The 15,683-nt window shown below is 68.0% G+C and carries 15 protein-coding genes; 10 read left to right on the top strand and 5 right to left on the bottom strand.

Translation table 11 applies throughout. The features are described 5' to 3' along the window. Positions 1 to 18 precede the first annotated feature (18 nt). Positions 19 to 465 carry a hypothetical protein gene (locus ACVCAG_RS00930; RefSeq protein ID WP_440086291.1) on the top strand — a complete coding sequence of 149 codons (447 nt, stop codon included), beginning with the start codon at positions 19 to 21 and terminating at the stop codon, positions 463 to 465. Between the two features lie 2 nt (positions 466 to 467). After that, positions 468 to 1,337, top strand: a complete 870-nt coding sequence (locus ACVCAG_RS00925; protein ID WP_440086292.1) for a hypothetical protein — start codon at positions 468 to 470, stop codon at positions 1,335 to 1,337. A gap of 191 nt (positions 1,338 to 1,528) precedes the next feature. On the opposite strand, the gene ACVCAG_RS00920 is transcribed toward ACVCAG_RS00925, so the two are convergent. From ACVCAG_RS00920 to ACVCAG_RS00900, 5 genes are read right to left on the bottom strand one after another with little or no spacing between them, the layout of a single operon-like run. Further along, the gene (locus ACVCAG_RS00920) at positions 1,529 to 1,984 is read right to left on the bottom strand and encodes a hypothetical protein (protein WP_440086293.1); all 456 of its coding nucleotides are present in this window, start codon (positions 1,982 to 1,984) and stop codon (positions 1,529 to 1,531) included. Continuing rightward, positions 1,981 to 3,027: a hypothetical protein gene (locus ACVCAG_RS00915; protein ID WP_447189313.1), complete on the bottom strand. Its 1,047-nt coding sequence runs from the start codon at positions 3,025 to 3,027 to the stop codon at positions 1,981 to 1,983. The genes ACVCAG_RS00920 and ACVCAG_RS00915 overlap by 4 nt, the downstream gene beginning before the upstream one ends. Next, on the bottom strand, positions 3,017 to 4,693 hold the full coding sequence (locus ACVCAG_RS00910; protein ID WP_440086295.1) for a hypothetical protein: 1,677 nt from the start codon (positions 4,691 to 4,693) through the stop codon (positions 3,017 to 3,019). The genes ACVCAG_RS00915 and ACVCAG_RS00910 overlap by 11 nt, the downstream gene beginning before the upstream one ends. Beyond that, the gene (locus ACVCAG_RS00905) at positions 4,690 to 5,766 is read right to left on the bottom strand and encodes a hypothetical protein (protein WP_440086296.1); all 1,077 of its coding nucleotides are present in this window, start codon (positions 5,764 to 5,766) and stop codon (positions 4,690 to 4,692) included. Before ACVCAG_RS00905 ends, ACVCAG_RS00910 begins: the two co-directional genes overlap by 4 nt. Continuing rightward, on the bottom strand, positions 5,763 to 6,809 hold the full coding sequence (locus tag ACVCAG_RS00900; protein WP_440086297.1) for a hypothetical protein: 1,047 nt from the start codon (positions 6,807 to 6,809) through the stop codon (positions 5,763 to 5,765). The genes ACVCAG_RS00905 and ACVCAG_RS00900 overlap by 4 nt, the downstream gene beginning before the upstream one ends. Before the next feature lie 100 nt (positions 6,810 to 6,909). On the opposite strand from ACVCAG_RS00900, the gene ACVCAG_RS00895 reads away from it, so the two are divergent. From ACVCAG_RS00895 to ACVCAG_RS00860, 8 genes are read left to right on the top strand one after another with little or no spacing between them, the layout of a single operon-like run. Then, a complete protein-coding gene (locus tag ACVCAG_RS00895; RefSeq protein ID WP_447189312.1) occupies positions 6,910 to 7,743 on the top strand; it encodes a CHAT domain-containing protein in 834 nt (277 codons plus the stop codon). Further along, on the top strand, positions 7,740 to 8,318 hold the full coding sequence (locus tag ACVCAG_RS00890; RefSeq protein ID WP_447189311.1) for a hypothetical protein: 579 nt from the start codon (positions 7,740 to 7,742) through the stop codon (positions 8,316 to 8,318). The genes ACVCAG_RS00895 and ACVCAG_RS00890 overlap by 4 nt, the downstream gene beginning before the upstream one ends. Then, complete coding sequence (locus ACVCAG_RS00885) at positions 8,311 to 9,303, top strand: HesA/MoeB/ThiF family protein (RefSeq protein ID WP_447189310.1); 993 nt, start codon at positions 8,311 to 8,313, stop codon at positions 9,301 to 9,303. The genes ACVCAG_RS00890 and ACVCAG_RS00885 overlap by 8 nt, the downstream gene beginning before the upstream one ends. Further along, positions 9,303 to 10,802, top strand: coding sequence for a hypothetical protein (locus tag ACVCAG_RS00880; protein WP_440086301.1), 1,500 nt, complete (start codon positions 9,303 to 9,305; stop codon positions 10,800 to 10,802). Before ACVCAG_RS00885 ends, ACVCAG_RS00880 begins: the two co-directional genes overlap by 1 nt. A 41-nt stretch (positions 10,803 to 10,843) precedes the next feature. Continuing rightward, a complete protein-coding gene (locus tag ACVCAG_RS00875; protein ID WP_440086302.1) occupies positions 10,844 to 11,902 on the top strand; it encodes a JAB N-terminal domain-containing protein in 1,059 nt (352 codons plus the stop codon). Further along, positions 11,853 to 12,680, top strand: coding sequence for a hypothetical protein (locus ACVCAG_RS00870; RefSeq protein ID WP_440086303.1), 828 nt, complete (start codon positions 11,853 to 11,855; stop codon positions 12,678 to 12,680). Before ACVCAG_RS00875 ends, ACVCAG_RS00870 begins: the two co-directional genes overlap by 50 nt. After that, positions 12,677 to 14,530, top strand: coding sequence for an AAA family ATPase (locus tag ACVCAG_RS00865; protein ID WP_440086304.1), 1,854 nt, complete (start codon positions 12,677 to 12,679; stop codon positions 14,528 to 14,530). Before ACVCAG_RS00870 ends, ACVCAG_RS00865 begins: the two co-directional genes overlap by 4 nt. Continuing rightward, the gene (locus ACVCAG_RS00860) at positions 14,527 to 15,678 is read left to right on the top strand and encodes an AAA family ATPase (protein WP_447189309.1); all 1,152 of its coding nucleotides are present in this window, start codon (positions 14,527 to 14,529) and stop codon (positions 15,676 to 15,678) included. Before ACVCAG_RS00865 ends, ACVCAG_RS00860 begins: the two co-directional genes overlap by 4 nt. The last annotated feature ends 5 nt before the right edge of the window (positions 15,679 to 15,683 follow it).

The following is a 15,683-nucleotide window of genomic DNA, read 5'->3' as shown; positions in this document are numbered from 1 at the left end:
GCTAATCGGAGAAATGGGATGAAAAATCCCGAACGGGACTGGCCGCAGCCTGTCTATTCGAGTATCTATGTCGCAAAACTGATTGAAATGCTTGAAATGCGTATGATATCCCTTCCGGAAGACGTGGGCGCCGCGCTGCGCACGATACTGACCGACCGGACACTCGACGACCGGCAGGCCGAGGACAAGATCGCAGATCTGGCCGATGAAACCGCTCGTACAGACGAGACACTTCTCTACCTGTGGGCCGAAGCGCGAGCCGGTGAGCCCGACCGGAGGCGGGGATGGGGAACTCACACCCCGTCCCGCCGCAGCCAGGACGGGCCCACCCGTCGCTGGCGATGTCCCGAATCGGGCTGCTCCACCGATGAACCCGGGCTGGAGTGGGCGCCGTCGACCATGACGCACTGTCCGAGTCACCCTGACCGTGAACTGGTCCCACACCCGCTGTCTCCCGGGACCTGAAGGTGGTCGAGAGTCTCGGGAAGATCATCCTGGAGCCGCTGGCAGGCCGATGGCGAGGCGTCGCCATCGGTGGCAGCGTCATGACATGGCTCGTTCTCGCTCTGATCGTTCTCTTGACGGTGCACCCGAAACCGGGCAGCACCTGGCCGGTCGATTGCGGCCCGGCCGCGACGTCGCCTCGCCCGCTCGTCTGCGCCGTGGCCGCGAATGTGAACGGCCCGGTCCTGGTCCTCGCGTTGACCGTCGCCCTCATTGTCGGTACGGCGTTCGTCTCCATGGCGTTGGCTCCCCTGTTGTTGCGGACGGCTCAGGCCGAGAGGTGGGGTGACTGGCCCGGCGCCCGGCGGCTGTCGAAGCTGCTCCACTCCCGCAGCCGGAGAAAACGCCCGCGGGCATACCCGAGTGTCGTCCATCCCGCGGGTCTTCGGCCGACTCGGCTGGCCAACCGGTTCGCCGCCCTCGGTGAGCGGGTCGACAAGACACTGGGCCTCGATCTCACTGTGATCTGGAATTTGCTGATCTGTGTGGTTCCCCAGGAGACAAGAACCCAGTTCACCGACAAGACGCAGGGTCTGCATGTCACCTGCCAGCACCTGCTGCTGTGCCTGGGCGGTACGGCTGGAGCGGTCGCCCTGCTCCCGGGGTTCGGATATCGGGCGATGGCTCTGGTGCTCGGCTGTCTTCTCGTCACCGCGGTGTGGAGGCGCCTGGCGGACATGGTCGACGAGTACTGTGAGATGGCGCTGACAACCCTGGTCCTCCACAAGGACGCCCTTTACGAGGCGATCGGCGAGACGTCTCCAGGGGCCCAGGAGGACCTGAGGCAGCGAGGCCTGGAGCTCACGGAAAAGATTCGGAAGATCACGGGCTGAGAAAGCCGATCGTGTGAAGAAGATCCTCGAAGTGTGGGTTCGCACGGGTTCGTCCGACAGGCCGGGCGGAGGGTCATGAATGATCATCGTGCCGCGACTCGTCTCCTTCGAGAGTCCGGGCGAACGCTCGTCAGGAGCGGTCGAGAAAGCCGGATGACCTGCGTGGACGGCATTGTCGGCAGGCGTGGTGCTCACTTCAAGAAGAAGATCTTGAATTCGAAGTGGTCCCCGTCGGCGGTCCAGTAGCCACTGCCGGCGGCCTTGGTGAAGAGGCGTTCCCGGCGGAGGAGTGCGTAGGCGTCGTTGGCGATCGCCTGGCCGGCGCCGGGTGTCGCGCCTGACGCGAAGATCAGTACGAATCCCGCATGGCGGCCGGCGTGGGGCGAGTTTTGAATGCGGCGGTTCACCTCTTTGACCAGGGCGCGCCCCCCGCCCGCACCGAATCCCGAGGGAGAGATCTCCACGTCGAAAACGAATGGCCGGGTGTCCAGACCCCGCTCGTGGACCGGAGTGCTGGGCCGCGGGGAAGGGGTGGGTGCGGGCTTCCTCACGGGCAACTCCGCCAAGCCGACCAGGAGCAGCACCAGGAACAGGTCAGCGAAGAGCCACCCCGCGAGCATGGTCAGACCCAGCCGGTTCCGGATCATCTGCCGGCTCCCGAGTACGGCGGGTGGTAACCATCCCCGTCAAGGCGATCCACAAGAAACTGCAGCCGGATGACCATCTCATTGAACTGCTCCGCGCGCTGGCTCAATCCCTCCAGCGCTTTCCCGAGCACCTGGGTCGACTGGCTGACCTCACTGGCCAACTCATGGTGCGCGTGCGCCTCGTGACGAGACGTCTCGCGCTCATCCCGAATGGTCTTGAGCAGTTTCTGCGCCTCCTCCCCGATTTCCTGGGAGACCTTGGAAACCGCGGCCTGCGTGGCCTGGAGCTGGCTGACGATCTCCTGGGTTCCCTGCAGCCGCGTTCCCAGCTCTTTCAACTCCGTCGCCGCGGCCGTCCACTGCTGGAACATCTCGTGCAGCTTGCTTCCCGGACTGGTGTTGACCGCGGTCACGATGTCGGTGCCGGTCTTCGACAGGGCCTCGGAGAGCACGGCCGCCGCGTCGGAGATCCTGGCACCGACCCGCATCAGTTCGATCTTGCTGACTCCCGGTGCCTCCGCGACCAGTGTCCCGGTGACCAGCAACGTGGCCTCTGCCAGGAGCGCCGCCAGCCGCCGTCTCCGGTCGGCCAGAATCCGCTCGTACGCGCCACGCAGCATGTGCGTCAGCACCACCAGCACGAGTACGACGCCCACCACTCCGGCGATCACCTGCGCCGACTGCGACAGCGGCGTCACCTTTCCGCCGAACCCCTGCTGCCAGGCGAGCAGGAACGGCTCGTCGCCCCTGTAGTCCTCGAAAGCCGCCAGAGCATCAGCGATCTTCAACCATGTGTACGCCACCGGCACGAAGACCAGAACATCGCGAAGCAGCTCCAGAGCGGACAGGAGCCACCGGAACGTTCCCAGTCGATCGGGCAGGATCAAATGCGGTTGGTAGGCTCCGGCGAGGTCCACGCCCGCGAGGTCGGCGTGCCGGGTCTCCAGCTTCTCCGCGAGGGCGCGCACCGCTACCTCGCCGGGGGATTTACCTTTTGCGAGTTTCTTCAGGTCGCTCGCGACCTGCGGCAGGCTATGGCTCAAGGGGGAGTCCAGGATCCGAGGGCGGGCGGCGGCGTCGGAGTATTCGCCACCAGGGGTCCATGCGGGATGTGAGGTCGTCGGCCAGTGCGGGCCGGGGATCCGGCAGGTGGTTGTCCCGGTAGTAGGCCAGGCGGAGCGTCTCACGTACCCGGGCCAGAGCCGTCTCGCCGAGAGGAAGCGTCTCCAGCGCGTGCAGCAACGCGGGATCGGGTTCGTGCAACAGCCGTTCCAGCACCTCGGGACGGCCGATGAATCGTCGAGGCAGGGTTCCGAGGAGTGAGACAAGGCGGGTGGAAACCTGCGGTTCCGACTCGACCATCAGGCGGATCTGATCCACGAGCACCCGCCTGGTGAGAAGTTCGTCCACGTCGTCGCGCGTTGCTCGTTTTGCCCGCCCGCACAGCGCCGAGAAGACCGCCCGGGCGCCGTCCGGGTCCACGTTGGCGTGCCGGGTGATCCAGCGGATCAGCTCGCCGAAGGTGTGATTCTGCGCTGTGTGTTCCAGCAACATCCGGCGATCGGCCCGGGTGGTGAGCATGCGGGAGACTCGAGCCAGGTCGTCCAGCCCGACCAGGGGGTTCTCGGCGAGCATCCGGGCGGGCAGTGGCCCGAACTTCGCCAGGCCGGCCAGCAGGTCCCGCTCGCTCGGGTTCGCGAGCACCCGATCCAGTGCCTCGCGACGAAGGGCGGTCTCGACGACATGCGGCAGGTCGCATCCCATGGCCGGTAGCAACAGGGCGGTCGGCGCCGTCCGGGCCGCGTTTTTGATCCGTTCCAGCGCGTGAGGTTCGGCCAGCCGGTCGAGTTTGCCGGGGGACAGCGTCGGCAGCCGGGCCAGATCGGCGAGCACGCCGGGCGCGAACTGCGTGTTCGCCGCCCACATCCGTGCCTCGTCGAGGTCGGCGGGGGGCGGCCCATGAGTGGCGAGCGCGATTCCGTCGAGCCCGTCGGCCGCGTACGCGTCCGCCATCGCCTCCGCGAAGGGCAGCAGGATCGGGTCGTGGACCGGCGCGCCGACGTCGAGCCGCCGGCGGGTGGCGACCACGGGTGAATAGGACGCGGTGTCCTTCAGGAAGACGGCGGTCGGCAGGTTCTGCCGGACGTCGTCCGGCTCGTGGCTCGCGAACGACGGGACCTGGCCGATCAGGTCGCCGAGGAGACAGGTCAACGCCAGCGGGTCCGCCTCGCCGACGATCGTGTACTTCTCCCCGGGAGCGGTCAGCAGTCGCGCGAACAGGTCCGCCACGTGTGCGGGGGAAAGCGTTCGGGCTCGCCTCCGCAGCACCTCGAGCCCTCCGTCCGACGCCGGTCCGAGGTCCGACCAATCGAGGACGTCGAGGTCAGGGGCGTGCCAGCCGTCCCAGACGGTGAGGCCGAGTGCCGTACGCGCGGTCAGCCCAGGTCCCAGGATTGCGCGCGCCGCGGATCCTTCGCGCCCGTCCGCCGAGGTTGTCGGCTCTTTCCGGATGAGGACGCCGATCCCTTCGTGAGTCAGGTGAACGAAGCCGACACCCGACCGTGCGGCCCACACGTGCTCGCGCAGGAGACGGTCCCATCGGGCGAGCAGGTCGGCGGGGAGCGTGGTGCCGACCGGCCCCATGCCGCGGGTGCCCAGCAGGGAGGTCTCCGACCAGGAGTAAAGGACCTGGTGCAGCGCGTCACTCATGTCGTCAGATCCTCGTTCGGCCGTAGTAGCGTCTCGTCGAGAATGCCGATCATCGCGAACACCGACAGCAGCGGTTTCAACACTCGGCACTGCCGGAACGCGCCGGGGAAGGTGTCGTCCTTGGCGGGGCCGTTGGTGGCGGAGGCGAAGTGCAGCGTGCTCTGGTAGCACTGCTGGGCGGGCCGCAGCCAGGGGGCCGCGCCGCGCCGGACGAGGTATGCGTAAACGTCCGCGCTTTCCTGCTCGACCGTACCGAGGTCGATCTCCTCCTCCGCGCTGCCCTGGGCGAGCCAGTCACTGACGACACCGTCCTGGAACCTGATCAGATCGGCTTTGGCCACCACGACGGCCGCGGCCACGGGCAGGAAGTCCGGCAGGCTCGGCGAGCGGGGCCGCTCCCTCGCGCCGAGCCTTCGCAGTGCCACGTCGAAGCTACGATCGCCCTGCGCGGCGAGCCCCGGCCGGGCGGGGAAGGTGTCCGGGTCGACGACGAACATGAGCGCGTTCGCGGATGCGAAGAACCGGATGTCGGGGTCGTCGGGCCGCTCCAGGCGTTCGCCGGCGATGTCGAAGAAGGAGACGGAGAAAGACCGGTTCCTGGCGTTGGTGACTTTCAGCGCGTCGCAGAAGGCGACCGGGACGTTGGCCGGGGTGCCCTGAAGCCGTTGCCGGTGGCGGATCAGCGGGTCGACGTTGGTTCGCATGTACTCCTGGTGGCTGTGCAGGTCGAGCGGGCCGATTTGCAGGCCGAGCGGGGCGAGGGCGGGATCGTTCGAGCAGAGCCTGGAGATCATCGCGGCCAGCAGGTGGGTCTTGCCCGCTTGGGACTGGCCGACCATGCCGATCGTGATCGGTGAGTAGTCGGCGTAGTCGTAGGGGAGCAGATGGGTGCCAGGCTGGTCGAGGTTCGCACACGGCCGGTAGCTCGTGGTCAGCCGGTGCCGCCACGACCCCTCGCTCTCACGCGGATCGCGGAGGACGATCTCCGGTCGTCCGGTCTGGCCCCTCTGTACCGGTGGGCTGTTCTCCCAGTCGATCCATCGCTGGCAGATCGGGCAGAAAACGTCTCTCATAGCAGCAGACCGATCAGGAGGATCAGCAGGAGGAACATGCCGGCGACGGCCACCGGCGCTGCCCAGGCGGGTGTGCCGGCGGCCGGGTGGATCGTGATGAACGCCGGCCGCGGCGACACGATCCGCCGCCTCGGCCTGAGGGCGGGACGACTCGCGGCCCACGGCCGGTACGCGGCGCGGAACATCCGCTGGCGGGCCCGCAACTGAGTGAAAGCGGCGAGAAGCTCCTGGTCTCTGGCGGCGAGGGCGTCCTCACGGACGTTTCTGGGGGTCCGCTTCAGGCGGTCGAGCAGGACCCGGGACGAGGGGCGGGCGTCCGGATCCTCGGCGAAGACATCGTCGAGAACGGCGCGGGTCACCGGGTCGCGGCGCAGGAGCAGATCGCGCACCATGCTGTCCTGGACCTCCAGGATCTGGTGCCGCAGGTCCGTCGGGTCCTTGGGCGGCTTCGTCCCGGTGAGGATCTGGTAGATGACGAATCCGGCTTCGCGGATGTCGTCCTCGTGCCGGGCGGGCCTTCCATCAGGGGTCGTCCCCGCCAATGCGGCTTGGCCGAAATCAACGATCTGCAGGGTGGTGCCGTCCCAGCGCAGGGTGTCGAGCCCGATGCCGCCGTGGACCACGCGCGACACGCGGAGCAGCTCCAGGCCCTGCAGCAGGTCGATGACGATGCGCATGCCCGTGTCATGGCCGAGCGGCCAGTTCGCCTTGTCGCGCACCACCTCGGCGAGTGGGCGTCCACGGTGGGTGACGACGACGAACGGCGGTTGCTCGTCGAAGTTGTAACCGAGGCATTTTCCGATCAGCTCGCCGCCGCGTCGGCCGAGGTACTTGGCCACCTGGCGTTCGCGTTCGAGCCGAGGCACGGCATCGGCTCCGCTCAAAGCGAGCTTCTGTGCCACCGGTTCACCAAATCTGTTTCGGCCCAGCCTATATTTGATGCCCGATTCGTTACGTTGCTGCCCGTTGAAGTCAATGACATAGGGGATCGGTGTTCCGTCAACTGTGTCGCTCGGCACAAGGCGGAGATCCTCCTCGGCCATCACACCCCCGGACTCGCTAAATGAACATGTAATCTTTTACCATACTCACCTCCGCTTATGGTTACTCTTACCTCTGAACGATCAGGAGAGCGGGAGTAGCGTGAGAAACGACGTCATAGCCCTAATACAGGGCCTCTACTACGACGGGGATCTCGCTCGCCTCCTTCTGGTGCGGATAGGTATGCGGCCTGCCCAGATTCCTACTTTCCGTACAGCCGAGACATTTTGGCCGGAAGTGGTTCTGCGCTTGGAGAACGGGCTGATCAAGAACGGGATTCTGCTCCTGCTTGAGGCGGCGGAGAAGGATCATCCCGGTAATGCGGAAATCAGCTATCTGATCATTCGAATAAAGGCCCTGAGCAGCGGTGACGCGACCGGTCCCGTGCGCGTGCTCTGCCTGTTCGCCGACCCGCTCGACCGGTCGAAAATCCGTCTGGCCGAAGAGGCGCGACTGCTCCAGGAGATCGCCGACAGAGGGGGGATCGATCTACGAATTCGGTATGCCGTCCGAGTCGCGGACATCATCCGCATGATAATTAGCGAAAAACCACAAATACTTCACTTTGCCGGACATGGTGGGCAAAGCGGACTTCTTGTGTTCGGGGATGATCGGGGAGGGGTGGCGCCCGTCAGATCCGAGGACTTCGCGGGCGCCGTGGCCGCGACCGTGGGAGTGCTCGACTGCGTCGTTCTGAATTCTTGTTTCACAACGGGTAATGCTCATGTGTTCCGTGGCGCGACCCGGGCGGTGGCCGGATCCGCTACGTCGATCGACGACCGATGCGCGCTCGCATTCGCCCGTGGTTTCTACACCGGAGTCGCCGCCGGAATGAAGATCCATAGGGCGTACGAAACCGGAGTGGCGGAAATGAAACTGGGTCGCTGTGACGTCGCCGGCATGCATTTTTTCCCCTTCGGGGAGGGGGATCGGTGAACGAGGAGGAGCTGCGGCGCAAATTCGAGAACGGTCGTCGCCGGGGACGCGACCCGGTCAACAGCGGCACCGACGGCGACGCGATGACCACGGCCGACTCGTTCTGGCTGGCCGACTACTGCTCCGAGTGCGGCCACACGTTCCGGCAGGGGGACAAGGTCCTGGTCCGGTACGGCCCGCCCCTGCAGGTCCGGCACCACAGCCCCGCGCTGCCCTGCTCTCACCAGATCAAGGGCGAGGTCGTGGCCGAGGACGACCCGCGGACCCGCCGGTTCCATCAGGCCCTCGACGACGCCAATCCACCTCCGGGGGGCATCCACACGGAGAGACTGATGCCGGGCGATCCGCTGCTCGTCCCGGTCAAGCCCCGGTTGCACTGCGCGTTCTGCAGCAAGACGTTCCGGCCGTACGAACTGGCCGTTCGCTGCCCGTGCAGCCCGGAGGAGCCCAAGTGCGGTCTCGGTGTGCACCGCGATCCGGGCAACGGGAACGACTGTTACGACGCCTGGATCACGTATGGACCGCTCAGCCGCTGCCCGACCAGCTTCCAGAAGGTGGAGTCGTCCGGTGCGTGACGAGCGTTTCGCGAGGCACGCGCTCATCCCGGGCTGGGACCAGTCGGCACTGTCCGGTGCCACCGCGGTGGTCGTGGGCGTGGGGGCGGTTGGCACCGAGGTGGCCCGCCTGCTGGCCCAGGCGGGAGTCGGCCACTTGATCCTCTGCGACCGCGACTCCGTCGAGCTCTCGAATCTCAGCCGGGGCGCCTTGTTCGGCCGGCGTGATCTCGGTACGTCCAAGGCGGAGGCGGCGGCCGTCGCGCTGCGCGAGTCGAACCCGGGCCTGCGGGTGCGGGTCCGCGCCGGCGACTTTCGGCACGGGATCGGCCTGGCCGAACTGCGGGACACCGACCTCGTCCTGAGCTGTCTCGACAGCGTCGCGGACCGGATCGCGCTGGCGGCACGCTGCGCACTGGTCGGCGCCGGCCTTCTCGACGCCGGCACCTCCGCGTGGGGTGGCGAGGTCCGCTACTACCCGCCGGGCGGAGCCTGTTTCGCCTGCGGCTGCACCCCGGCGGAGCGCGCACTGGACGCCTGGCATGTCGCGTGCGCGGACCCGCCCGGCCATATGGGCGCGTCCGCGCCCGTATCGGCGCTGATCGCGTCCTGGCAGGCCGTGCAGGCGGTCCGGTTGCTGTTCGGGCTGCCCGTTCCCGCGGGCGTGATCCGGCTGGACCCGATCAGCGGTGAGAGCACGCCGATCGCGACGAGACCGGATCCCGGCTGCCCCTGCCACCGGTCCCTCGACCCCGACCGCATCTCCCCGGCGGGTCTCACCGCGGCCGCGACCGTGGCGGAGTACCTGACCCTGGTGAAGCCGGGCGAGCAGGCGCTGACCTGGCAGCCGATCGTGCCTGGCGACCCGCTCGCGCCGGCGGCGCTCGGCGCGGCCGCACCCGGCGCCCGGCTGGCCGACCTGGGCATTCCCCCGGGCGAGATCCTTCCAGTGGTCCAGCCTCCCGGCGGTGTCAGATATCTGGAACTCGGAACGGAGACCACCTGATGAAGCACCCCGAAGTGGCCAAGCTTCTGAGCCGGCTCTACTTCGACGAGAGCGCGGCCCAAGCGTTCCTGATACATGTTGGAATGCCCGTTTACCTGATCCCCAAGTTCTTCAACCCGCTGGACTTCTGGACGGTGACGGTGGCGCACCTGGAAAACGGCCTCGGGATCGTGGACGGGGTCGGGTCGGTCATCGCCGCCGCCGCCGGGATGTTCCCCGGAAACCCTGAAATCCAGCAGATGCACGCCAAGTGGTCCGGCGTGGCACAGCAGCCCGAGGTCGTCGTCCCGGGCAGGCCGATCAGCCCCGAAGGCCCGTGTCCGACGCTGACCCTGGTCGGCGTCGACCTTCCCAACGAGTTCCTGGACGTCATCAGGCAGCAACTGGGTCCCAATGCCGGCGACCTGCTCTATGTCTCCAAGGAGCAGTGCGCGGTGGCGATCCCGGACCCCGGCGACGGCGCGCCGCGGCTCCGGGAGCAGATCCAGGAGCTGATGCAGACGTACGCGCCCAACGCCAAGATCCAGGTGGTGTACGAGAAGTACAAGTTCCGGCCGTACCTCTACAGCGACCTCACGGTGTTCGGCCCCGACACCACGCCGTACAGGTTGCAGGGGGTGCCGGCGACGATGACCCCCGCCGACATCGCGGCCGCGATCGTGGAGGAGACCCGTTCCGCCATGACCGACAAGAGAGGCGGGACCGTGAGCACGGTCATCGACCACGAGACCGAGAACGGTCCCGAACGGCTCGATCCCGAGAAGACGCTGCACGAGAACAAGGTGAAGGACAAGGGCAAGCTCCGGGTGGGCACCAAGGCGATCGCCGGGAACATCTCACCGGAGCTCCGCCTGGAGTCCCAGCTGCGGATGCGGGCCCAGATCCGCAGGTACGCCCTCGGCCACCCGGCCTTCGAGATCGTCGACTACGACAACGAGGACCTGCCGAACCGCCTCGCCATCGAGCTCAACGGCCCCGGGCTGGCTCCGCCCGAGAACCTCGGCGAGTTCCTCGCCGGCACCGACAACCTCAACCTCGACGACTTCCGCGATCTCCCCTGGGACGAGCTGCGGCCGACCCGGATCGACTTCCACCGGTTCACCATCCATCTGACGCCGATGTTCCCGGTCGTGGCGCCGTACGTGGTGTGGAACACGCCGGTGTTCCACCCGAACATCTGGCGCGAGCAGTCGCCCGGTGTACGGGCGGGAACGGTGTGCCTCGGCCCGCTCATGGGGGGTTACCGGCCCGACCTCGACTTCGGTTATCTGTCGCAGCTCCTCACGGACATCGGCACCTACCGCAACTACGACGTCGTCGACGCGACCACCTTCCCGGATCCGCCGGCTGCGTTCTGGGCGCGGACCCGCCCCGGCCAGGAGGTCATCCAGTCGCTCGGCGGTCCGCCCATGCGGGAGGCGACCGAGCGTGAATCCGAGAAACGGCTCATCCCATCGGTATGGCTCAGGCCACTGAGCGACGCGATCGACGAACTCTGACGGTGCACCGTGGTCAGCGGGGGAGCGGGGAAGGGGACCACATGGAACTCGAGCTGGAGCTCTATCGCGGAGAAGAGCTCACCTACTACACCAGCATGGAGTTCATCGGCCTTCTGCAGCGCGCGGCGCTCGTGCATTTCGGCGACGTGGCCAGGCAGGGAGAGATCCAGTTCCGGATAGAGGAGCCGGGCGATCCGGTCGCCTACCCGGGCCCGCCAAAGATCCGCAACCTCGCCACCAGCTGCGGGCACTGCACGCTCCGGGTGGTCCAGAACGACCACACGCTTCACGAACAGCGGTTCCCGGTCAGCGAGTTCCTCGGTCCCGTGCTGGCCGAGGACATGAGTAAGCTCGAAGCGGAGGAGACCCTCTGGAGCTTCCGGCTGCTGCGGCGGCGAGCACTCGCGCTTCTCCTCGTCACCACCGCCATCCGGACGCTCACCCGCCACGAACGTCCGGAACCGAAGGTGGAGGGCGCCGTCGAGGTGGATCCGCGAGAACGCCGCCACCGGCCGTTCACGCTGACCCAGGTGGCGGACGCGGACGCCCAGGTGGTCGAGCCGGGGAAACTCGGCATTCCCCCGGACGAGCTGGGCCGTTTGACCATACTCATGTCGCGGGACATCCACCGGCGTTTCGTGCGCACGATGCCGCTCTCCGACCGGATGGAAGAGGGCGGGTTCATGCTCGGGAGGGTGACCAAGGCGCGAGACGACGCGCACCTGGTCGAGGTCACCCACATCACCCCCGCACACCGGTCCGGAGCCGGGATGGTGCACTTCACCTTCACCGGCGAGTCCTTCTTCGCGGCAGCCCAGTTGATCGAGGAGCGTGGCCTCGGTGAGGAGTTGCTGGGCTGGTACCACACCCACCTGTTCGGCGTGGACCACGAGATGGGCCTGTCCTCGATCGACATCGACCTGCATCTCGCCACCTTCCAGAAGCAGTGGCAGGTCGCCGCCTTGCTCAACCTGTCGCGCGACGGGCGCACGCTGCGTTTCTACGGCCGGGGCGATGACGGACTGAAGGAGTACCCGCAGTGGATCAGCGATGACAGCGGCCGATACCGCCCTGCGCGTCACTCGATGGGCGGCGACTGACGTGCGCGCGCCGCTGCCCGAAGGCGGTCTGGGCGACGCGAGGGCGCTGGGCGCGCCCGGTGCCGACCTGCTGGCCGAGCTGGGCCGGCTGGCCTGCGTCACGGCGGCGCGACTGCGCCTCGCCCCGTCGCCCCTCGGGGACGAGCGCCCGCCCGGTGTCGGCGCCGCCCTGCTCGCCGCCGCCCTCGGCGGGAGCAGGCACGCCGAGAAGGCCCGCCTGTTGCTGCGCGCCGTTCCCCGGCCGCGCACCGCCCGCGACCTTCTCGCCTACCACGGGCTGGCCGGACCGGCCGCCGGGTTGCTGCCCGGCTACGCCGACAGGCTTCGCGACCTGTCCCCGCTGACCGGCCTCCTCGACCGGCCCGGCCCGCGGACCGCCGCCGACTGCGAGGACCTGCTCGACCGGCTCAGGGGTGAGCCGTACGGCCGGGCCCTGCTCGTGCGTCGCTTCGCGGCGCCCCCGGCCGAACCCGAGCAGGCGCTGTGGCGGGGGGAGTGCCTGGCCTACATCCGGCACGAGGACCCCGACTTCGTACTGGACGTGTACGAGACGGCCTTCCTGTACCACCGGACCGAGCACGAGATCCGGGCGCGCGCTGCCTGGGTCCACCTCGACGCGGGGTCCCCCCGGACGGCCGTCCCGACCGCCACCTGGTGGCGGGCCCTGGCGGAACTGGAAGCCGCCGACTCCGCCCGTGTCAGGCGGCGAACCCAGCTGGCCGATCGACGGTTCGGCACCAACCTGTTCCGGCGCGTACGTGATCTGGAGACCGCATGAATCCCCGTCTTGAGATCGTTTACCACGACGAAGCGCAGCTCACCCGGTTCTCCGGGCTCCGGGGCGACACCGTTCTCGGCGCGGCGCTCGCCGATGCCGATCTGCTCCTGACCACACCCCTGCCTCCGCACCTGGCCGGGCTCCCCATCAGCGCCCTGAACTACGACCCCCTGCGGGCCGCGCAGCTCGTGCCCGGCAGCGTCGTCTACTACCCCGGCGGCGAAGAGCTCGTGGTCGGTGACGCGCCCGATCGCGACCTGGCGGCCGACGGCCGGCCCGAACGGCCCGAGCTGGTCAGCGAGGCGGAGGCCACCCAACTGGCCTACCACGCCTCCATCCATGAGGCCGCCTCGTTCCTGCGGGCGGGTCTGTCGGTCCTGATCTCCTGCGACAAGATCGTGGTGCCGCATCTGGCGGAGCACATCGTGCACCTGAGCACGCAGGAGCCCCATGTGCTGAGCGTCCCGACCCCACCGTCGGACCAGGCCACCGCCGAGCCGGTCGACATGCGGCGGCTGAACGCCGCCGGCGGTCCCACCAGCCTGCGGCAGCGGCTGCTCGCCCAGCTGCGCGAGTTGCTGGAAGAACTGAGCGAGGGGCAGGTCCTCGTCATCTCCCACCTGGACCTGCTCGGCGGTGGCTCCGATTCCGCGCTGGCCAACGAGACGCGGGACCTGGTCGACCTGCTCTACAGCGCGGAGAAACAGGTCATGCTGGCCTTCAGCGACCCGTCCCTGACGCTGCCGGAAGTGCTCGCCTCCCGGTTCGCGGTGCGGATGGCGTTCGAGGGCAGCCCGCGCAACGTCCGTCACCCCAAGGACGGCAGCATCCAGCCGATCGAGCACGCCCTGCTGACCGTCAGCGAGGCGGAGCGGTTCGCCGGCATCGACACCGCCGACTTCTACAAGTACGTCGCCGGCCTCAACCCCGTACGGCTCCGGCAGGCCATCCGATACTCCTACCAGGAGACCGAGGGCCGGGAGAACGTCACGGTCAAGGACCTGCAGCAGAACATCCGGAAGTTCAAGGCGCAGGCGTCGAACAGCTTCGAGATCCCCGACGTCACCTTCTCCCAGATCGGCGGCTACCACGACGTCAAGGCTGAGATCCAGCGAGCGCTGGACGTCATGTCGGCCGCCTCGACGCTGCCGGAGGATGACCAGGGCCTGCGCGGCGAGCTGATCCCGCGCGGGTTCATCTTCCACGGCGAACCCGGCACGGGCAAGACACTGTTCGCCAAGGCCATCGCCAACGCCATGGACGCGACGATCCAGGTCGTCTCCGGTCCCGAGGTCACCGACAAATACGTCGGTGAGAGCGAGCGAAAGATCAGGGAACTGTTCGCCGAAGCTCGCAGGAACGCTCCCGCGGTCATCGTGTTCGACGAGTTCGACGCGATCGCCGCCAGCCGCAGCACCTCGGACGACGGAGGCAGCCGCGCGGGAAACGCGATGGTGGCGCAGATCCTGACCGAGATGGATGGGTTCCGGCCGGATGTGCAGATGCTCGTCGTCGGTACCACCAACCGCCTGGAGATCATCGATCGGGCGTTGCTGCGGCCGAGCCGGTTCCAGAGTTTCCACATCGGCCTGCCGGACCCCGAGGCACGCCGCGGCATCATCGAGGTGCACGCCAAACGGTTCAAGGTCGACGTCCACGGGCTCATCGATCCCCTGGTCGTGGCCACCGAGGGCTGGAACGGAGACGAGATCCGGGCTCTGTTCCGGGACGCCTACGTCGGCCGGTGGCAGGAGGAGAAGGAGGCCGACGCCGAACGGCTGGGCGAACTCGTCGGCCACTACCAGCGGGCCAGGCGCGAGCAGCAGCGGAGCAAGGCGGGACGCCAGTGAGACTCAGCGAGAACCACCTGCGGATCGTCCGGAGCCTGCAGGCCGTCATCCGTGACCTGGACAACAAGTTCGTGGGCCGCAGGGAGGCCGCGAACCTGCTCGTCCTGGCAGTGGTGGCCCGCGAGCACCTGCTCCTGATCGGGCCGCCGGGCACGGCCAAAACAGATCTCATCCAACGGTTCGCGGGGCTGATCCACGCCAGGCCGTTCACCTACCTGCTCACCCGGTTCACCGAACCTTCGGAGATCTTCGGGCCGCTCGACTTCGAGCTGTTCCAGAAGGGCGTCTACCGGATCAAGAGCGAGGACATGCTGCCGGACTCCGAGGTCGTCTTCCTCGACGAGGTGTTCCAGGGCAGCAGCGCCATCCTCAACACCCTGCTCACGCTCGTGAACGAGCGCCGGTTCCACAACGGCGCGAAAGCCGAGGCCACCCCGCTGATCAGCATGTTCGGTGCGTCGAGCGAGCTGCCGGACGATCCGGCGTTGCGGGCTTTCGGCGACCGGTTCCTGCTGCGCCTGGAGGTCGAGCCGGTGAGCCGCACCCGGCTGCCCGAGCTGCTCGAGCGGGGGTGGGAACAGGAGCGGCAGCGCATACTCGGCGACGGGGTGACGGCCGCGCCCTCGCTGCAGCAGATGGATCTGCAGGCGTTGTCGTCCGTGCTCAGGGACGTCGACCTGCGGCCGGTGCGCGGCGTCTTCGGCGATCTCGTCGGTGAGTTGCTGGCCCAGGGGGTAGCCCTGTCGGACCGCAGGATCGTCCGCGGGCAGAAGCTGATCGCGGCCGCCGCGCTGCTCCGCGAGGACGGCACCGCCCGCGCCCGCGACCTGTGGCCGCTCGCCCACTTCTGGACCGAGCAGAACGACGCGGGCCCGGTCAGGGACGCCGTGTACGAGCGGGTCACCGCCGACGGCGCGGATGCGCGGACGCCGCGTCGAAGCACCACCGAGCTGGAGACGCTGGCACGGCACCAGGTCTCGCTCGTCCACAACCGGCCGGGCCGGGTCGCTCGCGGCTCGGTCATCGCCGCGCTGCGTACCGTCAACGAACTGCTCACCGACGCCAGGAGCGAGCATCCCGCGGCGCATGCCACCCATGCCGCGATCCAGGGGCTGCGAGACCAGCTCACGCTCCTGCTCGACGAGTAGAACTG

The organism is Streptosporangium sp. G12 (assembly GCF_052983175.1).
The sequence above is the reverse complement of the archived record's forward strand: the minus strand, read 5'-3'. Positions and strand labels throughout refer to the sequence as shown.